Annotated in this window: 10 protein-coding genes; 2 read left to right on the forward strand and 8 right to left on the reverse strand. The window is 63.0% G+C overall.

Going from position 1 to position 15,448, the window contains the following annotated elements; translation table 11 throughout:
• Together ACFYP3_RS35115 and ACFYP3_RS35120 are read right to left on the reverse strand one after the other, a co-directional pair.
• Window positions 1-245: transposase (locus ACFYP3_RS35115; protein WP_388841862.1), on the reverse strand; the 245-nt coding region annotated here is incomplete at its 3' end.
• Window positions 246-1,102: 857 nt separating this feature from the next.
• Window positions 1,103-1,585 (reverse strand): RICIN domain-containing protein, encoded by a 483-nt coding sequence (locus ACFYP3_RS35120; RefSeq protein ID WP_388841865.1) that lies wholly within the window; start codon window positions 1,583-1,585, stop codon window positions 1,103-1,105.
• A gap of 924 nt (window positions 1,586-2,509) precedes the next feature.
• Between ACFYP3_RS35120 and ACFYP3_RS35125 the strand changes: the two genes are divergently transcribed.
• The gene (locus ACFYP3_RS35125; protein WP_388841868.1) at window positions 2,510-2,635 is read left to right on the forward strand and encodes a hypothetical protein; all 126 of its coding nucleotides are present in this window, start codon (window positions 2,510-2,512) and stop codon (window positions 2,633-2,635) included.
• Window positions 2,636-2,680: 45 nt separating this feature from the next.
• Window positions 2,681-3,109 (forward strand): IS200/IS605 family transposase, encoded by a 429-nt coding sequence (tnpA, locus tag ACFYP3_RS35130; protein WP_388841871.1) that lies wholly within the window; start codon window positions 2,681-2,683, stop codon window positions 3,107-3,109.
• A 3,501-nt stretch (window positions 3,110-6,610) separates the two neighbouring features.
• Here the strand turns inward: tnpA and ACFYP3_RS35135 are convergent.
• From ACFYP3_RS35135 to ACFYP3_RS35160, 6 genes are all read right to left on the reverse strand, one after another.
• A complete protein-coding gene (locus ACFYP3_RS35135; protein WP_388841874.1) occupies window positions 6,611-6,985 on the reverse strand; it encodes a DUF6009 family protein in 375 nt (124 codons plus the stop codon).
• Complete coding sequence (locus ACFYP3_RS35140) at window positions 6,982-8,499, reverse strand: phage/plasmid primase, P4 family (protein ID WP_388841877.1); 1,518 nt, start codon at window positions 8,497-8,499, stop codon at window positions 6,982-6,984. The genes ACFYP3_RS35135 and ACFYP3_RS35140 overlap by 4 nt, the downstream gene beginning before the upstream one ends.
• The gene (locus ACFYP3_RS35145; protein WP_388841880.1) at window positions 8,496-9,599 is read right to left on the reverse strand and encodes a bifunctional DNA primase/polymerase; all 1,104 of its coding nucleotides are present in this window, start codon (window positions 9,597-9,599) and stop codon (window positions 8,496-8,498) included. The genes ACFYP3_RS35140 and ACFYP3_RS35145 overlap by 4 nt, the downstream gene beginning before the upstream one ends.
• A 2,105-nt stretch (window positions 9,600-11,704) precedes the next feature.
• Window positions 11,705-12,121: a hypothetical protein gene (locus ACFYP3_RS35150; protein WP_388841883.1), complete on the reverse strand. Its 417-nt coding sequence runs from the start codon at window positions 12,119-12,121 to the stop codon at window positions 11,705-11,707.
• 48 nt (window positions 12,122-12,169) lie between these two features.
• Window positions 12,170-12,874, reverse strand: coding sequence for a hypothetical protein (locus ACFYP3_RS35155; protein ID WP_388841886.1), 705 nt, complete (start codon window positions 12,872-12,874; stop codon window positions 12,170-12,172).
• Between the two features lie 1,143 nt (window positions 12,875-14,017).
• On the reverse strand, window positions 14,018-14,326 hold the full coding sequence (locus ACFYP3_RS35160) for a WhiB family transcriptional regulator (RefSeq protein WP_388841889.1): 309 nt from the start codon (window positions 14,324-14,326) through the stop codon (window positions 14,018-14,020).
• Window positions 14,327-15,448: the final 1,122 nt, after the last annotated feature.

Here is a 15,448-nt window from a genome sequence, read left to right on the forward strand (position 1 = left end):
TCGCGGATGTCATCGCGCAGGGCGTCCGCGTCCCATACGCTTGAGTTCAGAAGCCTCTGGAATCCGTCCGGAGTACGGTGACCTGCGTATTCGGCCAGCTGCCAGCCATTCTTCCGGGCCACCGGAGCCAGCAACCCCCGCAGATAATCCCGCATCCGCCACCGCAGATCCGCCCGGACGAACCGGCCCGCCACCCGCGCGAACACCCACTCCAACTCCGCAGCCCACCCCTGGGCCTCAACCATCCCCACCATGCCCTGACAACGACAACCACCAGCTCAGGACACGATCCGCTGCTGGAGTACTAAGTGAGCCGGAACAAGGAAGTTCGCTGTGCAGGTCGATGCCGAACAGACTGCCTGCGCGCGGGGAAGGCGCGGGCTGCACCCGGTTGGCGTTCAGCATCACGTACCAGCTCTTGCCCTCGCGGTTGACGCTGCCGCTCTTGACCTGGCCGACAACGGCCCGAGCCTGTCGACCTTGACGGCGCCCCACCGTGCCGCCGGGCGCAGGTCACCGATCGGGCGTGAAGGCATCCCCAGCGACAGCCGTCGCCGCCCTTAGGAACTCCACCGTGTCGAAGGAGTTGCGCGAGTTCAACGGCGAGGCTGACCACGCGCATCTGCTGATGGGCTGTCCACCAAGGCCCTCCCTATCGCGGCTGACTCAACTCACTCAAGGCAGTCAGATCTCACGGCTGCAGGGCGGATTACACCGGATGGATCAACCGCATGGGGAGGGGGTCCGTCTTCTGGCCCCACTCCTACTCCGCGGGCTCATGCAGCAGAGCAGCCCACCATGATCCGCCAGTCCACTGAAGGGCCAGAACGGCCCGCCTGACCTCACTCGGAGGGATAGCGGTCCACGGCGCTCCGCGCCTCCGCAGAGAGAATTCGTTTCCCTCCCGGCGAGTGCGGGGAGGGAAACGGAAGGAGAGATGGAGGCCGCCATCTGCCCGTATCCACACTAGCGGCTCCGCTGGCCGGCCACGACGACCGGCAACCGATAACTACGGCCACCGTGGCGAACTGCCATCGTCAACCAGCCGACGCTTCAGGTAAGTCACAGGTAAAAGCAGTGCCTCTTACAGTCCGATTCAGGTTCAGGTCAGGAGGAACTGCTGGTTGGTGCCGCCGCTGCAGTCCCACTGAAGCAGACCCGCACCGTTCCCCTGACTCGCATCGGCGACTGTCAGGCACTTGCTGCTATGGCGAGCCTGAAGAGTGTGAAAGCCGTTCGACCTCTGCCGGATATTCCAGTCCTGGTTGGCGCCGCCATTGCAGCTCCAGAGAATCGCATGAGCGCCGTTGGCCTCACCGGCGTCCGCAACGGTCAAGCACTCCTCGCTGCCTGCGGCACGCAGGCGGTAGTACCCGGACGTTGTCTTCTCCATAATCAACTTCTGGTGATCCTTTCCGCTGCAGTCCCACTGGATCAGGGGGATGCCGTTTTCGAGATCGGCGTTACTGACCGTCACACACTTGCCGCTGTGACGGGCTTCCCAGGCGCTATCGCCACCCGCGGCAGCCGCGACAGAGACATGAGCCCCAACAAGCAGGCATGAAACGGCGGCGAGCGTAGCCATCCGTCCAACTTTAAGCCACATGAAAAATACTCCCGACAGGCGAGCCAAATGGGACGATCTCGTTCTAGCAGGGTCTGGCACACATACCACCCCTCCCAGCGCCAACCCCTTTCACCAGCACTTATTCGGGCTAATGCGTTGGAAACATTGGAATATTATTTTCTATCTATTGAGGCATGGAACTCCGTGCATAGTTTGTCCGTTATTAACGGTTTTCGACTGTTTCGACACACCTATTGGCGCTCTCGCATATGCCATCGTTATGCCCTATACGGAGCCCTGGGAGCCGACGCGGGAGAGCAGGCGTCGGCGTTACATCTTGCTTCTTCACCACCCAAAAATGGGAATATCCGCCCGGTCAGACAACCTACCTCTGACCAGAAAGCTGGACACTGCACTCTCCCCGCTTTGTCACTCAGCACAAGTCGTCCCTTGCCGCTCTCTGGGGATCTGCGGAAAACTAGAACAAATACCGCCATTGCGGATATCCCGTGGTCGATGACCGGCCTCCCCCAGCCCCCGCAAGAGCCCAGGCGTGAGTGGGAACCGCGCTGCCCAAGAGGTCGGCATGACGCGCAACTCGGGTCGGCCAACGGCAACCAGAGGGCTCGAAGATCTCTGCGAGCGGGAACTTGCCGGTAATCCGCCACCAGAAGCCGCCAAGACGCCGCTGCCTGGCCTCGGCCAGGCAGCTCTTCTTCATCTCCACAGCACCAACTCCACGGACGCGCCGGCGCAACGAGTTCGTCTGCAGCCGTCGGCAAGCACCCTCTGGCAGACCGGCCTCCGCGACCCACGATCATGGCCTTCAGTCCTCGAGGAAAACGAGAAGGTGGCTGGGCAGTTGGGCCTGAGCCGCCAGTATCGAGAGCGTACGAGCGAGGGGCGGCCGCCGGGCCCCACGAGAACCAGAAAGAAGACCACGTGAGTGACGGCAAGGAAACGATCAACGGAATGGAATACCTGCCGTCGAAGCGGACCTCGTCTGCCGCCGATGACGCGAATGTCCTTGCCAGTGCGATACATGCGGGCCGTTCGGGTACAGATTGAAGCTGTACCAAAGGTGTATCACCGACCTCATTGTAGCCTTGGTTTATGTCTCCGCGATGGAATCCAAATCCCGACGTTCGCAGCGGCCGCCACGTCACATACGACCTTCACGTTCACTTGGTCTTCGTAACGAGATATCGGCGCGAGGCCATGACCGACGCCATGCTCACACGCTGTGAGGAGATCATGAGGGACGTGTGCACGGACTTCGCCGCTGAACTACAACGATTCACCGGCGAGGACGACCACGTGCACCTTCTGGTGCACTACCCGCCCACGCTACAGCTCTCCAAGCTGGTCAACAGCCTCAAGGGCGTATCCGCCCGGCTGCTCCGCAAGGAGTACGACAGCCACGTCAGCCGCTATCTGTGGGGCGGACACTTCTGGTCCGGATCCTACTTCGCCGGCTCCTGCGGCGGTCCTCCGCTGACCGTGATTGAGCAGTACATCGACCACCAGAAAAGGCCCGTCTGACCCCCTCCGCCAAGACGTCAACCGTCCGCGTCGGCGCCCTGCCTCTGCCAATCGGACTCGGTGCTACGCCGCGGCCGTCACCTCGCCCGCACATCTGAGCCGAATGCACGGAAGCCGCGCAACGCCACTGTCGCACCGATCGACGAAGACCATACAGACCTGACCAGGGCTGAAGTTCAGCGGGTGCCCAGCGGGAAGGAGAAATGCATTCCGCCCTGAGCTGTGTTCCTGCTCCATGGGCCTCGTAAAGCTTGCCGTCGCGTAGAACCTGGGCGGCGCCCGAGCCGACTGTCTCGGTGTAGGGGGGGACACTGCCCCAACGGTATTTTAACTTCGAGGGGTGGACACTGACGTTCTAGACCACCACGGTCGGAGCACCTACACGGCCGTCGACAGCCGTGCGTGCGGGAGCGCCATCCATCGACACGAGCCATCGCTTCTCGCTGTCTGATCAGCGCTGCTGGATAGCGAACTGCGTGCTCCTTGATTTTCCTGCCGTCTTCTGAAGACATTCCGAAGGGGAAACCTATGTCTTCAGCCTTCCGTGCCTTGGGTACAGCAGCCAAGGCCTGACGGGGGCGGAGGTAGAGATTGGGTGGTGCCAAACATGCCTGATCGCGCAAGTACGCTGCAGGAGCAGCCTCCGGAGGTCCAGCAAAAACGGTGCGTATTCGATAAGCGGTTTCAGCGCTGTTTGCGATCCGGAGTAGGCCAGCGCCGGATTACCAAGTTGCCGCAGTGTTTCCATGTTGGATTCCCGGGCACTTCGTATGGGCCCCACCGTAGGGGCAGCTTGGAGGAGGAGAAGACTGCGAGGATGCGACTTGAGCCAGCCTCGACCTGTTCGACGGAGACGAAGTCTGCAGCCTCTACGCCTATGTGGGGGCCTCTCCGGAATTACGTTGCCCTCGGGCGACGTTTGTCATGTCACCGCAGTCAGCCAGGGCCATCCATGCGAGCATCGATGCCGCAGCCATGAGCATCTCAGGGCAAGGCGATGTTCCATTCCATACCCTCCCTTGGATCGGAAGGCCCAGACTCGGTAGAACAGCGGCAGTTTCCTGCCCCCGCCGTTGCCGATCCGGACACGTTTCAGGGCCAGGGTCACAGAGAGTCTTCTTAGCGATACTTCTCGGCCCACTCCGGGTATCGAAGTGGAGGGTCCGTATCCGGCCCGTCATTTGCTAGCCCGTCGCGCCCGTTGAAGTACGCAGCTACCTGTCTGCGGGCGGCGTCTGCCATCTCCCGGTCCCCGATGGCGCAGGCGTGGATGTGGTAGCTGCTGAAGCCCTGCGCTGGCGTGCGCAACCAAGCGGCGAATCCTGCCTCGCGTAGGGCTTGCACGGCTGAATAAGTCTGCGTGGTATCCCAGCTGCTGATGTCCACATCCACCACGCCCCCGCCGTCGTGGGTCCCGGCGCTTGCCGCCACAGCCTGGCTATAGCTTCCCTGCATGAGCGTCAAGGGAAAGCCGGCTAAGGACTCGGCCGTGCTGAGCATGACATCTGTACGCCTATTCACGGTGTGCCCATCGCGGGATGTCCGGCTGTAATCATGAGCTGGCTCGTCGTCTTCGAGGACAGGCCACCGCGAGGCGGGGACTGCTGTCCCCGTGAGCCAGGCCCATCCCCGGGGCTCGATCTGGACTCCCCGATACCCCAACTCCGGGTGAGCGTCATACATCGCCACGACCGCGGCTTGTGTCTGGGGTCCGTAACGGTCAGAGGGCGGCACCGAGCGGGAGAGGAATCCTGCGGCCTTCAAAGCTTCCTGCAGAGCCCATGCGGAAGGCCATGTCCCACCCGCCTGCGGCAGACCGTCCCTGTACGGGTCACCTGAAGACATCATCGACCTCCCGTGGAAGAACTCTGATCAAGGTCCTGTTAAGCAGCGCCCCCTGGATACGGCTGCCGGACGCGCAGTCTCAGCAGACGAAACTGCACCACCGACCAAGCATGAATTGACCGAAGCGGAGAACTTCTGCAGTCATGCCACCCACCCTGGCAGGCCCACCGGACACCCACCCGTCCGTCCACCGCCAGGGTGGCCATCATGGTCGCCACCCCTGTCATCGTGTAGCCGGTGACAGGGGTGACAGGAGAGGCGGAGCGCAGACAACGGTTCTGTCCCTGTCTCCCCGTATAGCGAGAGGCGAATAGCCCTCGGTTCATGACGCTGCGGATCCCTGACACGAGTGGTCGACGTCTGCTAGGCGAGGCATGCCGGCTGCCGATGGCTACTGGCAACGGCTTCAGCAACGGCGCGAGCGACTGCGCAAACGCACGTATCCGAGCATCAATCCTGCGTCAGTGCGGGCGCCAGCCAGGTCCGGCGGGGTTCCGGCCGCTGTCCGGCGTTACAGCCCGCCTCCCGGTGGCATGGGGGTTGTCTTTCCTACCGCTTGCTGCTCTCTAAAGATGCTCAAGGAGTGCTGCGGTCACCCCTTGCGCTGCGGATGCCTGCACCTCTGACGCATCACGGTTCGTTCGAACCGCCAGTCGAGGGCAGACCGATTCGTCATGGTGCTGGTGTGGGTGCCTCTCATGGGAGAGAGTTTCGGAACCGACGGCGCCGGCCGCCCCAGCGATGGAGGCCTGAATGAGCGCGATCAGGGTGCCCGGCACCCCTAATTCGACTACGCACGCCGTGCCCCTATGTCATACATCTTCTTGCCTATGCCAGCCCGTCGGCCGTACACGAGCACGCTTGCCGGGCCGCCAGGAGGCGTGCGGCCCCTGCCGCACGCACACAGATCCCACCCCCGGAGATGTCGTCCAGGCCAGCGCCGCTCACCGCGTACTGAGGAGGCACCGCAATGACAACCCCAGTCCCCGACCCCTCCCCCGAAGGCTTGTCGCATGGCTTGCTGCTCGCCATTTTGATGCACCACGGCGGATCGATGAACGTGCCCGTCTGTGCGTTCGACGCCGACGCCCTCGGTGCTCCGGACGGTAATTTCCACGACGTGCGCGTCGAAGCCCTCCCCGAAGGTAGGGTCCGCCTTTCAGTGTCGGCACGCTTATCGGTAAACAGCGGGAAATCAGTTCCTAAATCTCGGCAAGCGGACCGCTGTCCGAAGAAGGGTAAGCACGGCGGTCGGCCGCAATGCCGGGTTCTCGGCGCAGCCGATCTCACTGACGAATGCCGCGGCCTTCAGGCGGGACCTGGTTTTCGGGGTACACGGCGTTGTATGCGCGCCACCCGATGGCCATCTGGCGTCGACAATGCCAGCCCCTGAACGGCTCACCAACAGTGGGGTCTCCGAGTCGCTGAACCTACAAAGCTGCAGGGGGCCGGCACCAGTGGGGCGCCGGCCCCGAACGTTAAAGAGTTGCCTCCATCCGAGAGCGTGCTCCGCCGCTTCGGCCGAACCGGCAGCCCCTTTCCTTTGGTCGCTTCAGCCGCTGCTGGACGCCGAATTCCTGGCGCGGCAGGCACAAAACAGCGACTGAAGCGACCGAAGACCGCACATACGCCTAACTAGAGGCGCTCGTCAGTGGCTCACGCGTCAGCCGCTTGGGCGGGCCTCTCCGACCTGTCGGTCTTTCGGCCCCTGCTCCCAGCTGTCAGCGTGGTTGGGTCGACAGCTTCCGCCGGGGCTCCGGAGGCGTAGAGGCCGTCCGGGACCGTGTCCCGGTCATGGGGCAGGAGCCAGAACACTCGGCGACGGAAAGTCCCGCTTGAGCGGGACGGCTTTGCCTGCGGCCCGAGTTGGGCGTAGCCGACGAGGCGGCCGTCACGGTGATAGGCCGGCTTGCCTCGGCGGGTGGGGAGCCGGTCAAGAGACTGGCGAACATAGTCGAGTTCACCGACGTCTTCGAGCCAGACAAGGTCAACTTCGTGGTGGATCTCGTCGTCGGAGATGAGCGAGCTCATGCGTTCTCCCCCTCTTCGAGCAGTCCGATGCCAGGATAGTACTTCTTCGAGTTAGACAAGATCATTTCTTTGGGTGAAGCAAGGCCTACAAGCTCGCGGGCCCGCGCCGCGAAAGCCCGGGAGGAGATGGTTGGCGCGCCTTCATTTTGGCACCAGGCGCGGTAAACGCTGTAAAGTCGGGCTTGTTCAGCCCGGTGCCCGGTGTGGAAGGTGCAGCACTCTTCGAAGAAGCGGCCCGTGTGGTCTTCGGTCTCCGCATACGCAGTGGTTGCGATGCGCACCGGAGCGGGCCCTGTGAGGTCCTTCTCTCCGGCCAGGTAGCGGCGTGCACCGTCGATGAGCCAAGCAAGGATGCCGGGACCTTCTTCAGTGACGAGAATGTCGGCGAGGTTATCGATCTTTCTGTCATCGGAGACAATTTTCTCAAAAGGGACCAGCCGCATGCGGCGCCAGAAGGCGAAACCGCCGGTTCCGACTTCCGGGCGGTGATTCCCGATGAGCCACAATTTGTGGGTCGGGGCAAACGAGAAAAAGTCTTGCCTCATCCGGCGGGCCTTAATCCTGTCACCGCCGGTGAGAAGCTTGACCCGGGCTTCGTCAAACTTGTCACCGGGCTTGACCTCGGAGCAGACGATGACTCGCCGACCGTGGAGTTCCGCGAGTTCGGTGGGGTGCCCTTCGAAGGTGCGGGCCATCAGGAAGCCTGGTGGCGCGGCGTCTGCGTAGTCACCCAAAAGTTTCATCAGGACGTCCAGTAGAACGGACTTGCCGTTCTTGCCGGCGCCGAAGAGGAAAGGCATCACCTGGGCTCCGACGTCTCCTGTAATGGAGTAGCCAAGCATCAGATGCAAGAAATCGATCATCTCGCGACCTGCTGCGTCGGCGCCGAAAGTGTCGGTCAGAAAACGTTCCCAGCGGGGGGTCGGCTGGTGCTTGGGTCCAGTGGAGGTCGAGCGGGAGTGGAAGTCCTTGTCGGGCTGGGGCACCCGGATGAGACCGGTGTGCAGATCGACGATGCCCGCGGGTGTGCATAGGGCATATGGATCTGCGTCAAGGAGTTCGGCGCGCAGGACCATCCCGGGGGCTGACTTGGCCTGCGTGAGCATCGCGTTTACTCCGGAGGTGCTCAGTGCCCGGCGGCGGTGCTTTTGTAGCGACTGGTTGCTGTGGATACCTCGGGGATCGGTCGTGGCAAGGGCCTCGGCAAGGTCACCGGCAGCCCAGACGACGGTGTCGTCCTCATCGACGAGCCAGCGGGTTGTGTCCCAGCGGTACCATCCCAGGCCCGGGACATGCCGGTAGTCCCCGGCGTACAGACGTACGAAAAGCTTCGCATTCCCGCGGTCGCTGAGGGTATCCGGGAGCAGGCCCGCTGAGGTGGCGTGCTTGAGGTGTGCTGGCTCTCCCCCTTGGACCGGGACCGGCGCTGGGGGCGCCTGGGCGAGGATCTGCGCAGCAACAGCCTCGGGGTTGAAGTTGAAGAGGAAGCCGTCGGTTTCGGGTGTCGAGTTCACCGTCGGCCGCCAAGGTGCAGGGGGCTCTTCGCGCCGGCGGCCATGCCGCTGCGGATGATCTGGCCCGATCGCTGTGTTTGCCCGGGGCGGGCTGCTTCCGCGGTCTCCTGCAGAGCTCTTTCTGCTTCAGGGCCGTTCAGGTGGCCCGCCGAGACGAGGCCTCCAAGGGTGTACGCGGCTCGGTTGAGCTTCTCGCTGAAACCTGCACCCTCGGTGACATGGGAGCAGGCAGCGACATCTGCAAGGAGAGCGGTCAGAAGGCGGGTGCTCTGATCACGGCCTCCACCTGCCTCAATCACGGCTTCACGGGCTCGGGGAGGGACGGGTCGGGGGGCGGGAATGTGAGCGGCAGGGAGGTGTCCGGTGCGCTGCAGTTCCTGGGCGAGCCAGGCTGGCAGGGCAGCCGGGCGGCGCTCAGGACCGACAGGAGTGTAGGTGCCTGCAGCTGTGGTCGTTCCGGGAGCAATGATGTATCCGCCATTGGCGCGGATGTCGACTTGCCAGGCTAGAGCTCGCTTACCGGAGCCTGTGGAGCACTGCCAGCGGCGGCCATCTGTGGCCCGGTACCAGATGTGCATGCCGCCGGAGGGTGTCCGCACCCGGAGGGTTGAGGTGTCATCGGCAGGACTTGCTTCACCTCGGAGTGCAGCAAGCACCGCAAGCGAGTGATAGCCGGTGGTCATACCGGAGAGGTCGATGTGGTCACCGATCGGGATGCCGGGGAGGACTCTGTCTCGGTGGGGCATCTCGCTTTGATGTGAGTCGATGTCAATGATGACCAGACCTGCAGGGCCGCAAGACACTCCGACCCCCAGGGAAGGAACGCTGCCCCACCACTGGTTGATCCGGCCGTAGTCGAGCGTCGCCGCGTGGAAGCCGTGGCACCAGCGCCCCGCTGACAGACAGGGACAACCGGTGCGGGTGTGCCCGGGCGCACCACATTCACGACAGTTGGCGGCCGGCGTCTTGCGACCCGGGGCAAGCGGGTGGACGGGCCAGCCGTTGCTAGCGCACCAGCGGGCCAGCCGGAGACCAGCGACTGAGCGCTCAGGGGTGATCTGCCCTGAGTCGCTGAGAGGAAACCGCAGCTCAGCGGGCATGTACTTCCCCTTACAGCGACTGAAGCGACTCAATAACGAACACAGACTAGCGAAACTTGTGGGCTGGTGGGTGCAGTGTGTCGAACGAGCCTGGACTGGCGTGTCGCCTCCAGGCGTACGCAAGTCCCTCCAGCGACTGAAAACCGCGGCGCAGCGACCCGGCCAGGATGAGTCGCTTGAGTCGCTCTTGATAAATCTGCAGGTCAAGAGGATCCGGAGAGGTCGACAGCGACTGAAGCGACTGAAGCCTCTTATATATAACGCACACGCGCACACAGGAATGTCCTCATATACCTGAAGTTCAGTCGCTTCAGTCGCTGCCTCGCCTTTGAAACCGCCTTGACCTGCAGTTTTCTCAGCGACTGAAGTCAGCGACTGATGCTGCTCACAGTCACTTGTCTTGAGCCGCCAACCTTGCTGACTGCGCCCGAAGGCCCGGGCGTGGGTCAGCATCTGCCCTCCGCTCGTGGGCCGGGCTTGGTCAGCCATCGCGCCCCAGCCTGCTGGAGCTTGTGAGATACGGACATTCGTGACGTTAAGACTTCTTGCCTCAGCGATGGCTTCTGCACTGTGCTTACCCAGTTGATAAAGGATGATGGTGTGGTATTGCAGCACGATTCGGGCGCTATGGGAAAGGGAAGCTTCCGGAAGAGGCTGGGAGACGACGTCCATGCGGCACGCAACGACGAGTCGACGACGGTCTACACCCCGTTTTCTTCAGGGAGTTGGGCTTCGTCGTGACAGTCTCTCGACTGGTCAGAGTCCTCTGAAGAGCTTGCGGTCGGCGGCTTCAACCTGGTCGCGAAACACCGTGTGGTGTGGCGTGCACCGCAAAAACACCAGGGCTGTCTTCCGTCTATGACTGCCGCTCTGCCCAGGCCTCTGCACACATGGCCTGGTGCAGCCTCTACACCGCTCCGCGGCTCCGGAGATGGGGGGGCGCGCCACCGGGCTTCGGCGGAGACGCGTAGACGCCCACCTACGGCCATCACGTGGCTTTCGCTTGTAAGCGGAGGTTTTTTGGCCGCGCGAGGCGGCCGCTCCTCGGTCTGAACTCTTCGAAGCCGCACATCCTGTCTAAGCTATCGGCGTCTCGGCCCTAGAGCCTCTACCAGGTTGGACCTGAGACCACCGATGCTTCGCAGTGGCCTTGGGCACAGGGCAGGCTGGACTTAGCCCGTGCGGCGCCGGCATCCTCGAAGCAGGTTTCCTGCAGTCTGCAGCAACGACCGCACGTGCCTCCGGAGCGTGCGCCTTTTGTGACGGTGCAAGGAGGGTGGATGATGAGGCGGCGTAGGGGCCAGCCGAGGGGCCAATGGATGCAGGTGTGACCGATCGTGCCCCGGTCGCGACAGTGACGTCGCCGCTGACACCGGGCTTGCTTTCTGTCGGGGGGGGGGGGGGGGGGCGCCCCCCCCCCCCCCCCCCCCCGCGGGGGGGGGGGCCCCCCCGCGGGGCCCCCCCCCGCCCCCGGGGGGGGGGCGCCGGCCGCGGGGCGGGGGGGGGGGGGGGCCCGGGGGGGGGGGGGGGGGGGGGGGGGGGGGGGGGGGGGGGGGGGGGGTGTGGGGGGGGGGGGGCGGGGGGCGCCCCCCCCCCCCCCCCCCCGACAGACGCGGGATCGTCGCGGCAATCCGGTCTAGCTCCACCGTTGCAGCCTCGTTGGCTAGCCTTCAGTTGCTTCGTCAGAGGCTGACTGCCTTGCGGGTCCCGGGCGGCTCCCGGGTAAAAGCCTCGCAGCCTGCGGGTTCCATACGATGGATGTCCCAGATGGCCTATTCGCCTTTATCCAGGAACCTGCCGCCACGCTGGAGATGTCCCTACAAGTCCACCCGTCCAAGAGACCTCTGTACGCCGTCTAGCAGCATGGCCACCGGGCCCGGCGGCGGTTCCAAGATGCACGAGAGGCTTCCCCAGACCTGCTGCAAGTAAAGAAGCAAGCAGACTGGCCGTGGGAAGGCAGCGCTCGTAAGACACGGTCGCTAAGCGGGGTGTAGTTGAGTTGTCGGAACCTGGTTCGTGGCGGATATAATGGACCACCTGTTGCTCAGGCACAGAAGGCCCTCCACCACCGTGGAGGGCCTTCTGTCTGTCTGACTGATGGAATGTCAGGCAACCTGCAGTTTCGGTCGGCCCGTAGGTGCAGGCGGCGCCTGGTGGTAAGTGGGAAGCTTCAGGTTGGGCAGGTCCCCGGCCTGGATACGGACGAGGGTGTCCCGGAATGCAGCCTCCATGGCTTCATGACTCTCGTACTTCGCTGCGAGAGGATGGAGCCGATATGAGTTGCCGTTCCGCTCCTCGGTTCGCGGCCTGAGGACGATGTTCAGGTCACAGAGTGGGGCCATGAGTCCACTAACCGCCTGGGGTGTGACGCCGTACTCAGCCGCCATGTCCTTCTGCCGTACCGGCAGCTGCCCTCCGAAGTCGCTTCGAGAGACGAGGTACTGGAGGAATTTGACGGCGGACCCTGATAGTGGCAGGGCCCAGATGCGCTCCGCGACGATCGGAGACATGACGTTAGCCATGGGATGACCTTCCTCGTGAGCGGTTGCCCGTGAGCGGGCCTAGCGCTATCACCCTGTACGTTCGCTTACCTGGAACCCGGCACCGGACCCGAAGTCGAGGTTCAGCTCCTCCTGATAGGCGATTTCAGGTCCCACGGCGTACGGAAATGCATCGGAGGTGTGATCGTGTCGTTCGGCCATCTCGGCCAGGACCTCTTGCTGAGATGTGCTGTTGCCCTGGAACCAGAGACGGACGTTGATCTGGATCCGACCCTTTCCGGCCTTCTCCACCCAGTTGTAGCCGCAGAGTGCCTGGACAGCGCGGTTCACTGTGGAGCGTGACATCATCTTGCCGCCTTTCTGCGCGGCAATCCTGTTCAGTCCATCGGTGATCTCCTGCTGGGTGTACTGGGTGATGCCTGTGCCCGGTACCTGGCCACCGGCGACATAGAGGAAGACGCACAGCTGGGACTTGGTGATGCTGTTGGCGACGGCGAGCTGTGCCAGCAGTTGTGTGAACCAGTTGCTGGCCAGGCTGTAGCCGGCGCCGCCGGCCATGTCGTGGACAGCTCGGGGGTCAGCCGCGTACTCAAAGTGGATCCCCTTGAGCTTGCGTCGCCCTCGAGGGTCGGCGGTCTCGACGATCTTCTCTCCGAGTTGCTGGCCGATGACGGCCAGAATGTCCCCGTACTCAGCGTCGTTCCCGGCTGCGATGGGAGGGGTAACCGGTCGTGGCCCGCGCTGTCGACGACGGGCGGGCGGATCAGATGTCACAGGACCTCCTTGTTACTCAGGCGGTCCGAGACTATCCAAAAAATCAACGAGGGCTTGTCTTTTGATGCGTCGGCGCGCCGAGGAGGCGCCCCCTGTACGGCTCCTCGGCCACCACAGCTGCGAGATGCATCAAAACTCCATGCAGTGTGTAGTTTTTCTGTTCGGATAGGTCAAAAATCCACGACTGCTTGATTTCGTGTGCCGTGATAGGGATACATCGCAGGCCTCTCTGGTGGGGGCTAGAAGGCATCGCTGTCCCCCCCCCCTCAGTGCCCTGACCTGCAGCGCTCCCCAGCAAGACCGTACCCCTTAAAAATCAACGAGCAATTGATTTTTTCGCCCAATGTGCTGGCCAGGTACACACTTCAAGGGTCCAAATGTGCCCGGGCCAGCACACGACTACACACAAACCTGCAGGTCTGAGGCCTGCCAGATCGGCGTGCTCTTACTAAAGAGCAACCTCTTCCGCCCGGTGTCCCCAACGTGCATGACCTTCAGTCACCTTGCAACATCTGGGTTCCTCAGCGATGACCGCGGCCCACAGAAGTCGCCGTGCTGGTAACTCTCAGCCCACCCAAGGAATCGGCAATGTGAAGTCCGCCCTGAGGTTGCTGGGCGAGGCTGACCCCTGGCCCGACTTCCGCCCTGACTCCAGCGCCCAGGAAACGCAACGGCTGCGGTAGCCCCCCAGGGTGAGCAGCCTGGGTTTTCCGTTGAGCTTCTCGACGCGCACCACCGAAAGTGAGCCCCGACGGCGAGTACGTCGTACAACCAGGATCAGTGGCCACCTGCACCACAGGCGAGCCTCAGCCATGTATCGCTGTTCTTATCCAATCTGCCCGCAGCTGCCGATGGTGCCCCACCACCCCGGCGGGGCACCGCAAGCCCGCCAGGGCTGAGGAGCTACCGACCCTGGGCAAGAGAACCGTTACTCCAACATAGGCAAGTGCACCTGCTGGGCTCTGGATGCAGGCTCGCTCGCTGTGCTGCAATTCCGTCTGATGGGGTCCGGGCCCGGTACTTTTTGGCGGTCCCGCTAGCGAGCAGTGAATGGCCTTGCTGGTAGCAGGAAACAGGCTGTTTGGCATCGGGGGCACTGACAGGGTCGTGGCCGGGCGGATAGCCTCAGGCGTTAGGGTTTGTTCAGCCGGCAGCTGCTGGGCTGACAGGGGCATTGTGCTCGTACTCGCTGCGGGCGGCTTCGAGCAGTCGCTTCCAGGAGGTGACTGTCGGCCTTCGCTTCAGAAGCGCGCGGCGTTCACGCTCGGTCATACCTCCCCAGATCCCAAATTCCACCCGGTGATCCAGCGAGTGCGCCAAGCACTCTGTGCGGACCTGACAGCCAGAGCAGACTGCGGTTGCCTGTGCTTGGGCTGCTGCTGCGACGAACAGCTCTTCTGGGTCGCTCGTCCGGCATGCGGCCCGTTCCTCCCAAGCCTGATCCGTGTCCATTGTTTGCCGTCCTCTTCCCAGTGATGCTCCCTTACCACACCACCCTGATGAGAGTGGGCTGAGCGCGACCGTACGGAAGAGTCCTCCCTATCGGTACCCCTCAATCGCCATGGCCATCAGATTGAGTGAACCAGAGAGGGCCAACCACAGCGCAGGAGAAGGCGCTCATCTGGCAAGGAGTCGATCGTGTGAGAGTGGAGCGCTGGATCCGAGGTTGCTCTCGATGTGACGTCAGCCAAGACGTTTCCACTTCCAGAATGAGACCCACTGGCGCAAGCCACGGTGTGCCCGAAATCACGGTGTGCTCCTTGCAGGCCTGCACAGTTTGCACCGGTCAAGTGCGGTTTGAGGGCAGGTTCGTTGAGCAGGTAGAAGCACGGCCGCTCCTGGCACGGTTTGGTGCAGCATCCATGCCCTCGCCGGTCTTCTCAGGACGGTGTAAGCCGGAGTGCTGGTTGGAAGCGCTGCATCTCCGACCGGACGTTGTCACACCGGATCTCTGGGGCAAAGGCTTTTGACGATCCGGTCACAGACTCAGACCGTAGAGATCCACAGGCTACAGCGAGATCGTTGAGGTGGGGTGAGTTGCACCGACGCGGAAAGAGAACACAAGAACCGGACCGACGGAGGGTGCGCGGCACATCACGAGTTCCAGCATGTCCCGACAAGACCAGACTGCTGGCTCCACATGCAAGGATGCGTTGGCTGCAGGACGACTCGCGTGGATGGCTTCCTCACCCTTTCAGGGTCCTGCTCGAAGGGTAAAACGCCCTGTGCGCCCCGCTGACGGCCTCTTGGCGACCCTGAGGTCTCTTCTCATCGGAACCAGAGAGTTTTGCGGTCTGAGGTGCCATTCTGTGGGTCGCTTTTGTACCTTTAGTCGTAAAAAGTTGATTCGAGCCTGCACGGCTGAGGTAAGGCAGTTGCAGCCGGAGGAGAGCGCTGTCTGCAGGAGCGGCGACGGTGCCAGTCCTGACTAGCCGCCTTAAGATGATCCGATCGCAGCTCGTGCGTATGATCTTGGCGACTAGGGTCCGTCTTCAAAAGATCGTTCGATGGTGGATCATGTTTTTCGTGATCCGTCGCCATGAACTGACCGATTTCGAGTGGGAGTTGCTGGCT

Origin of the sequence: Streptomyces sp. NPDC005533 (assembly GCF_042871845.1) — a bacterium.
In the GTDB taxonomy this organism is placed as follows: Bacteria; Actinomycetota; Actinomycetes; order Streptomycetales; family Streptomycetaceae; genus Streptomyces.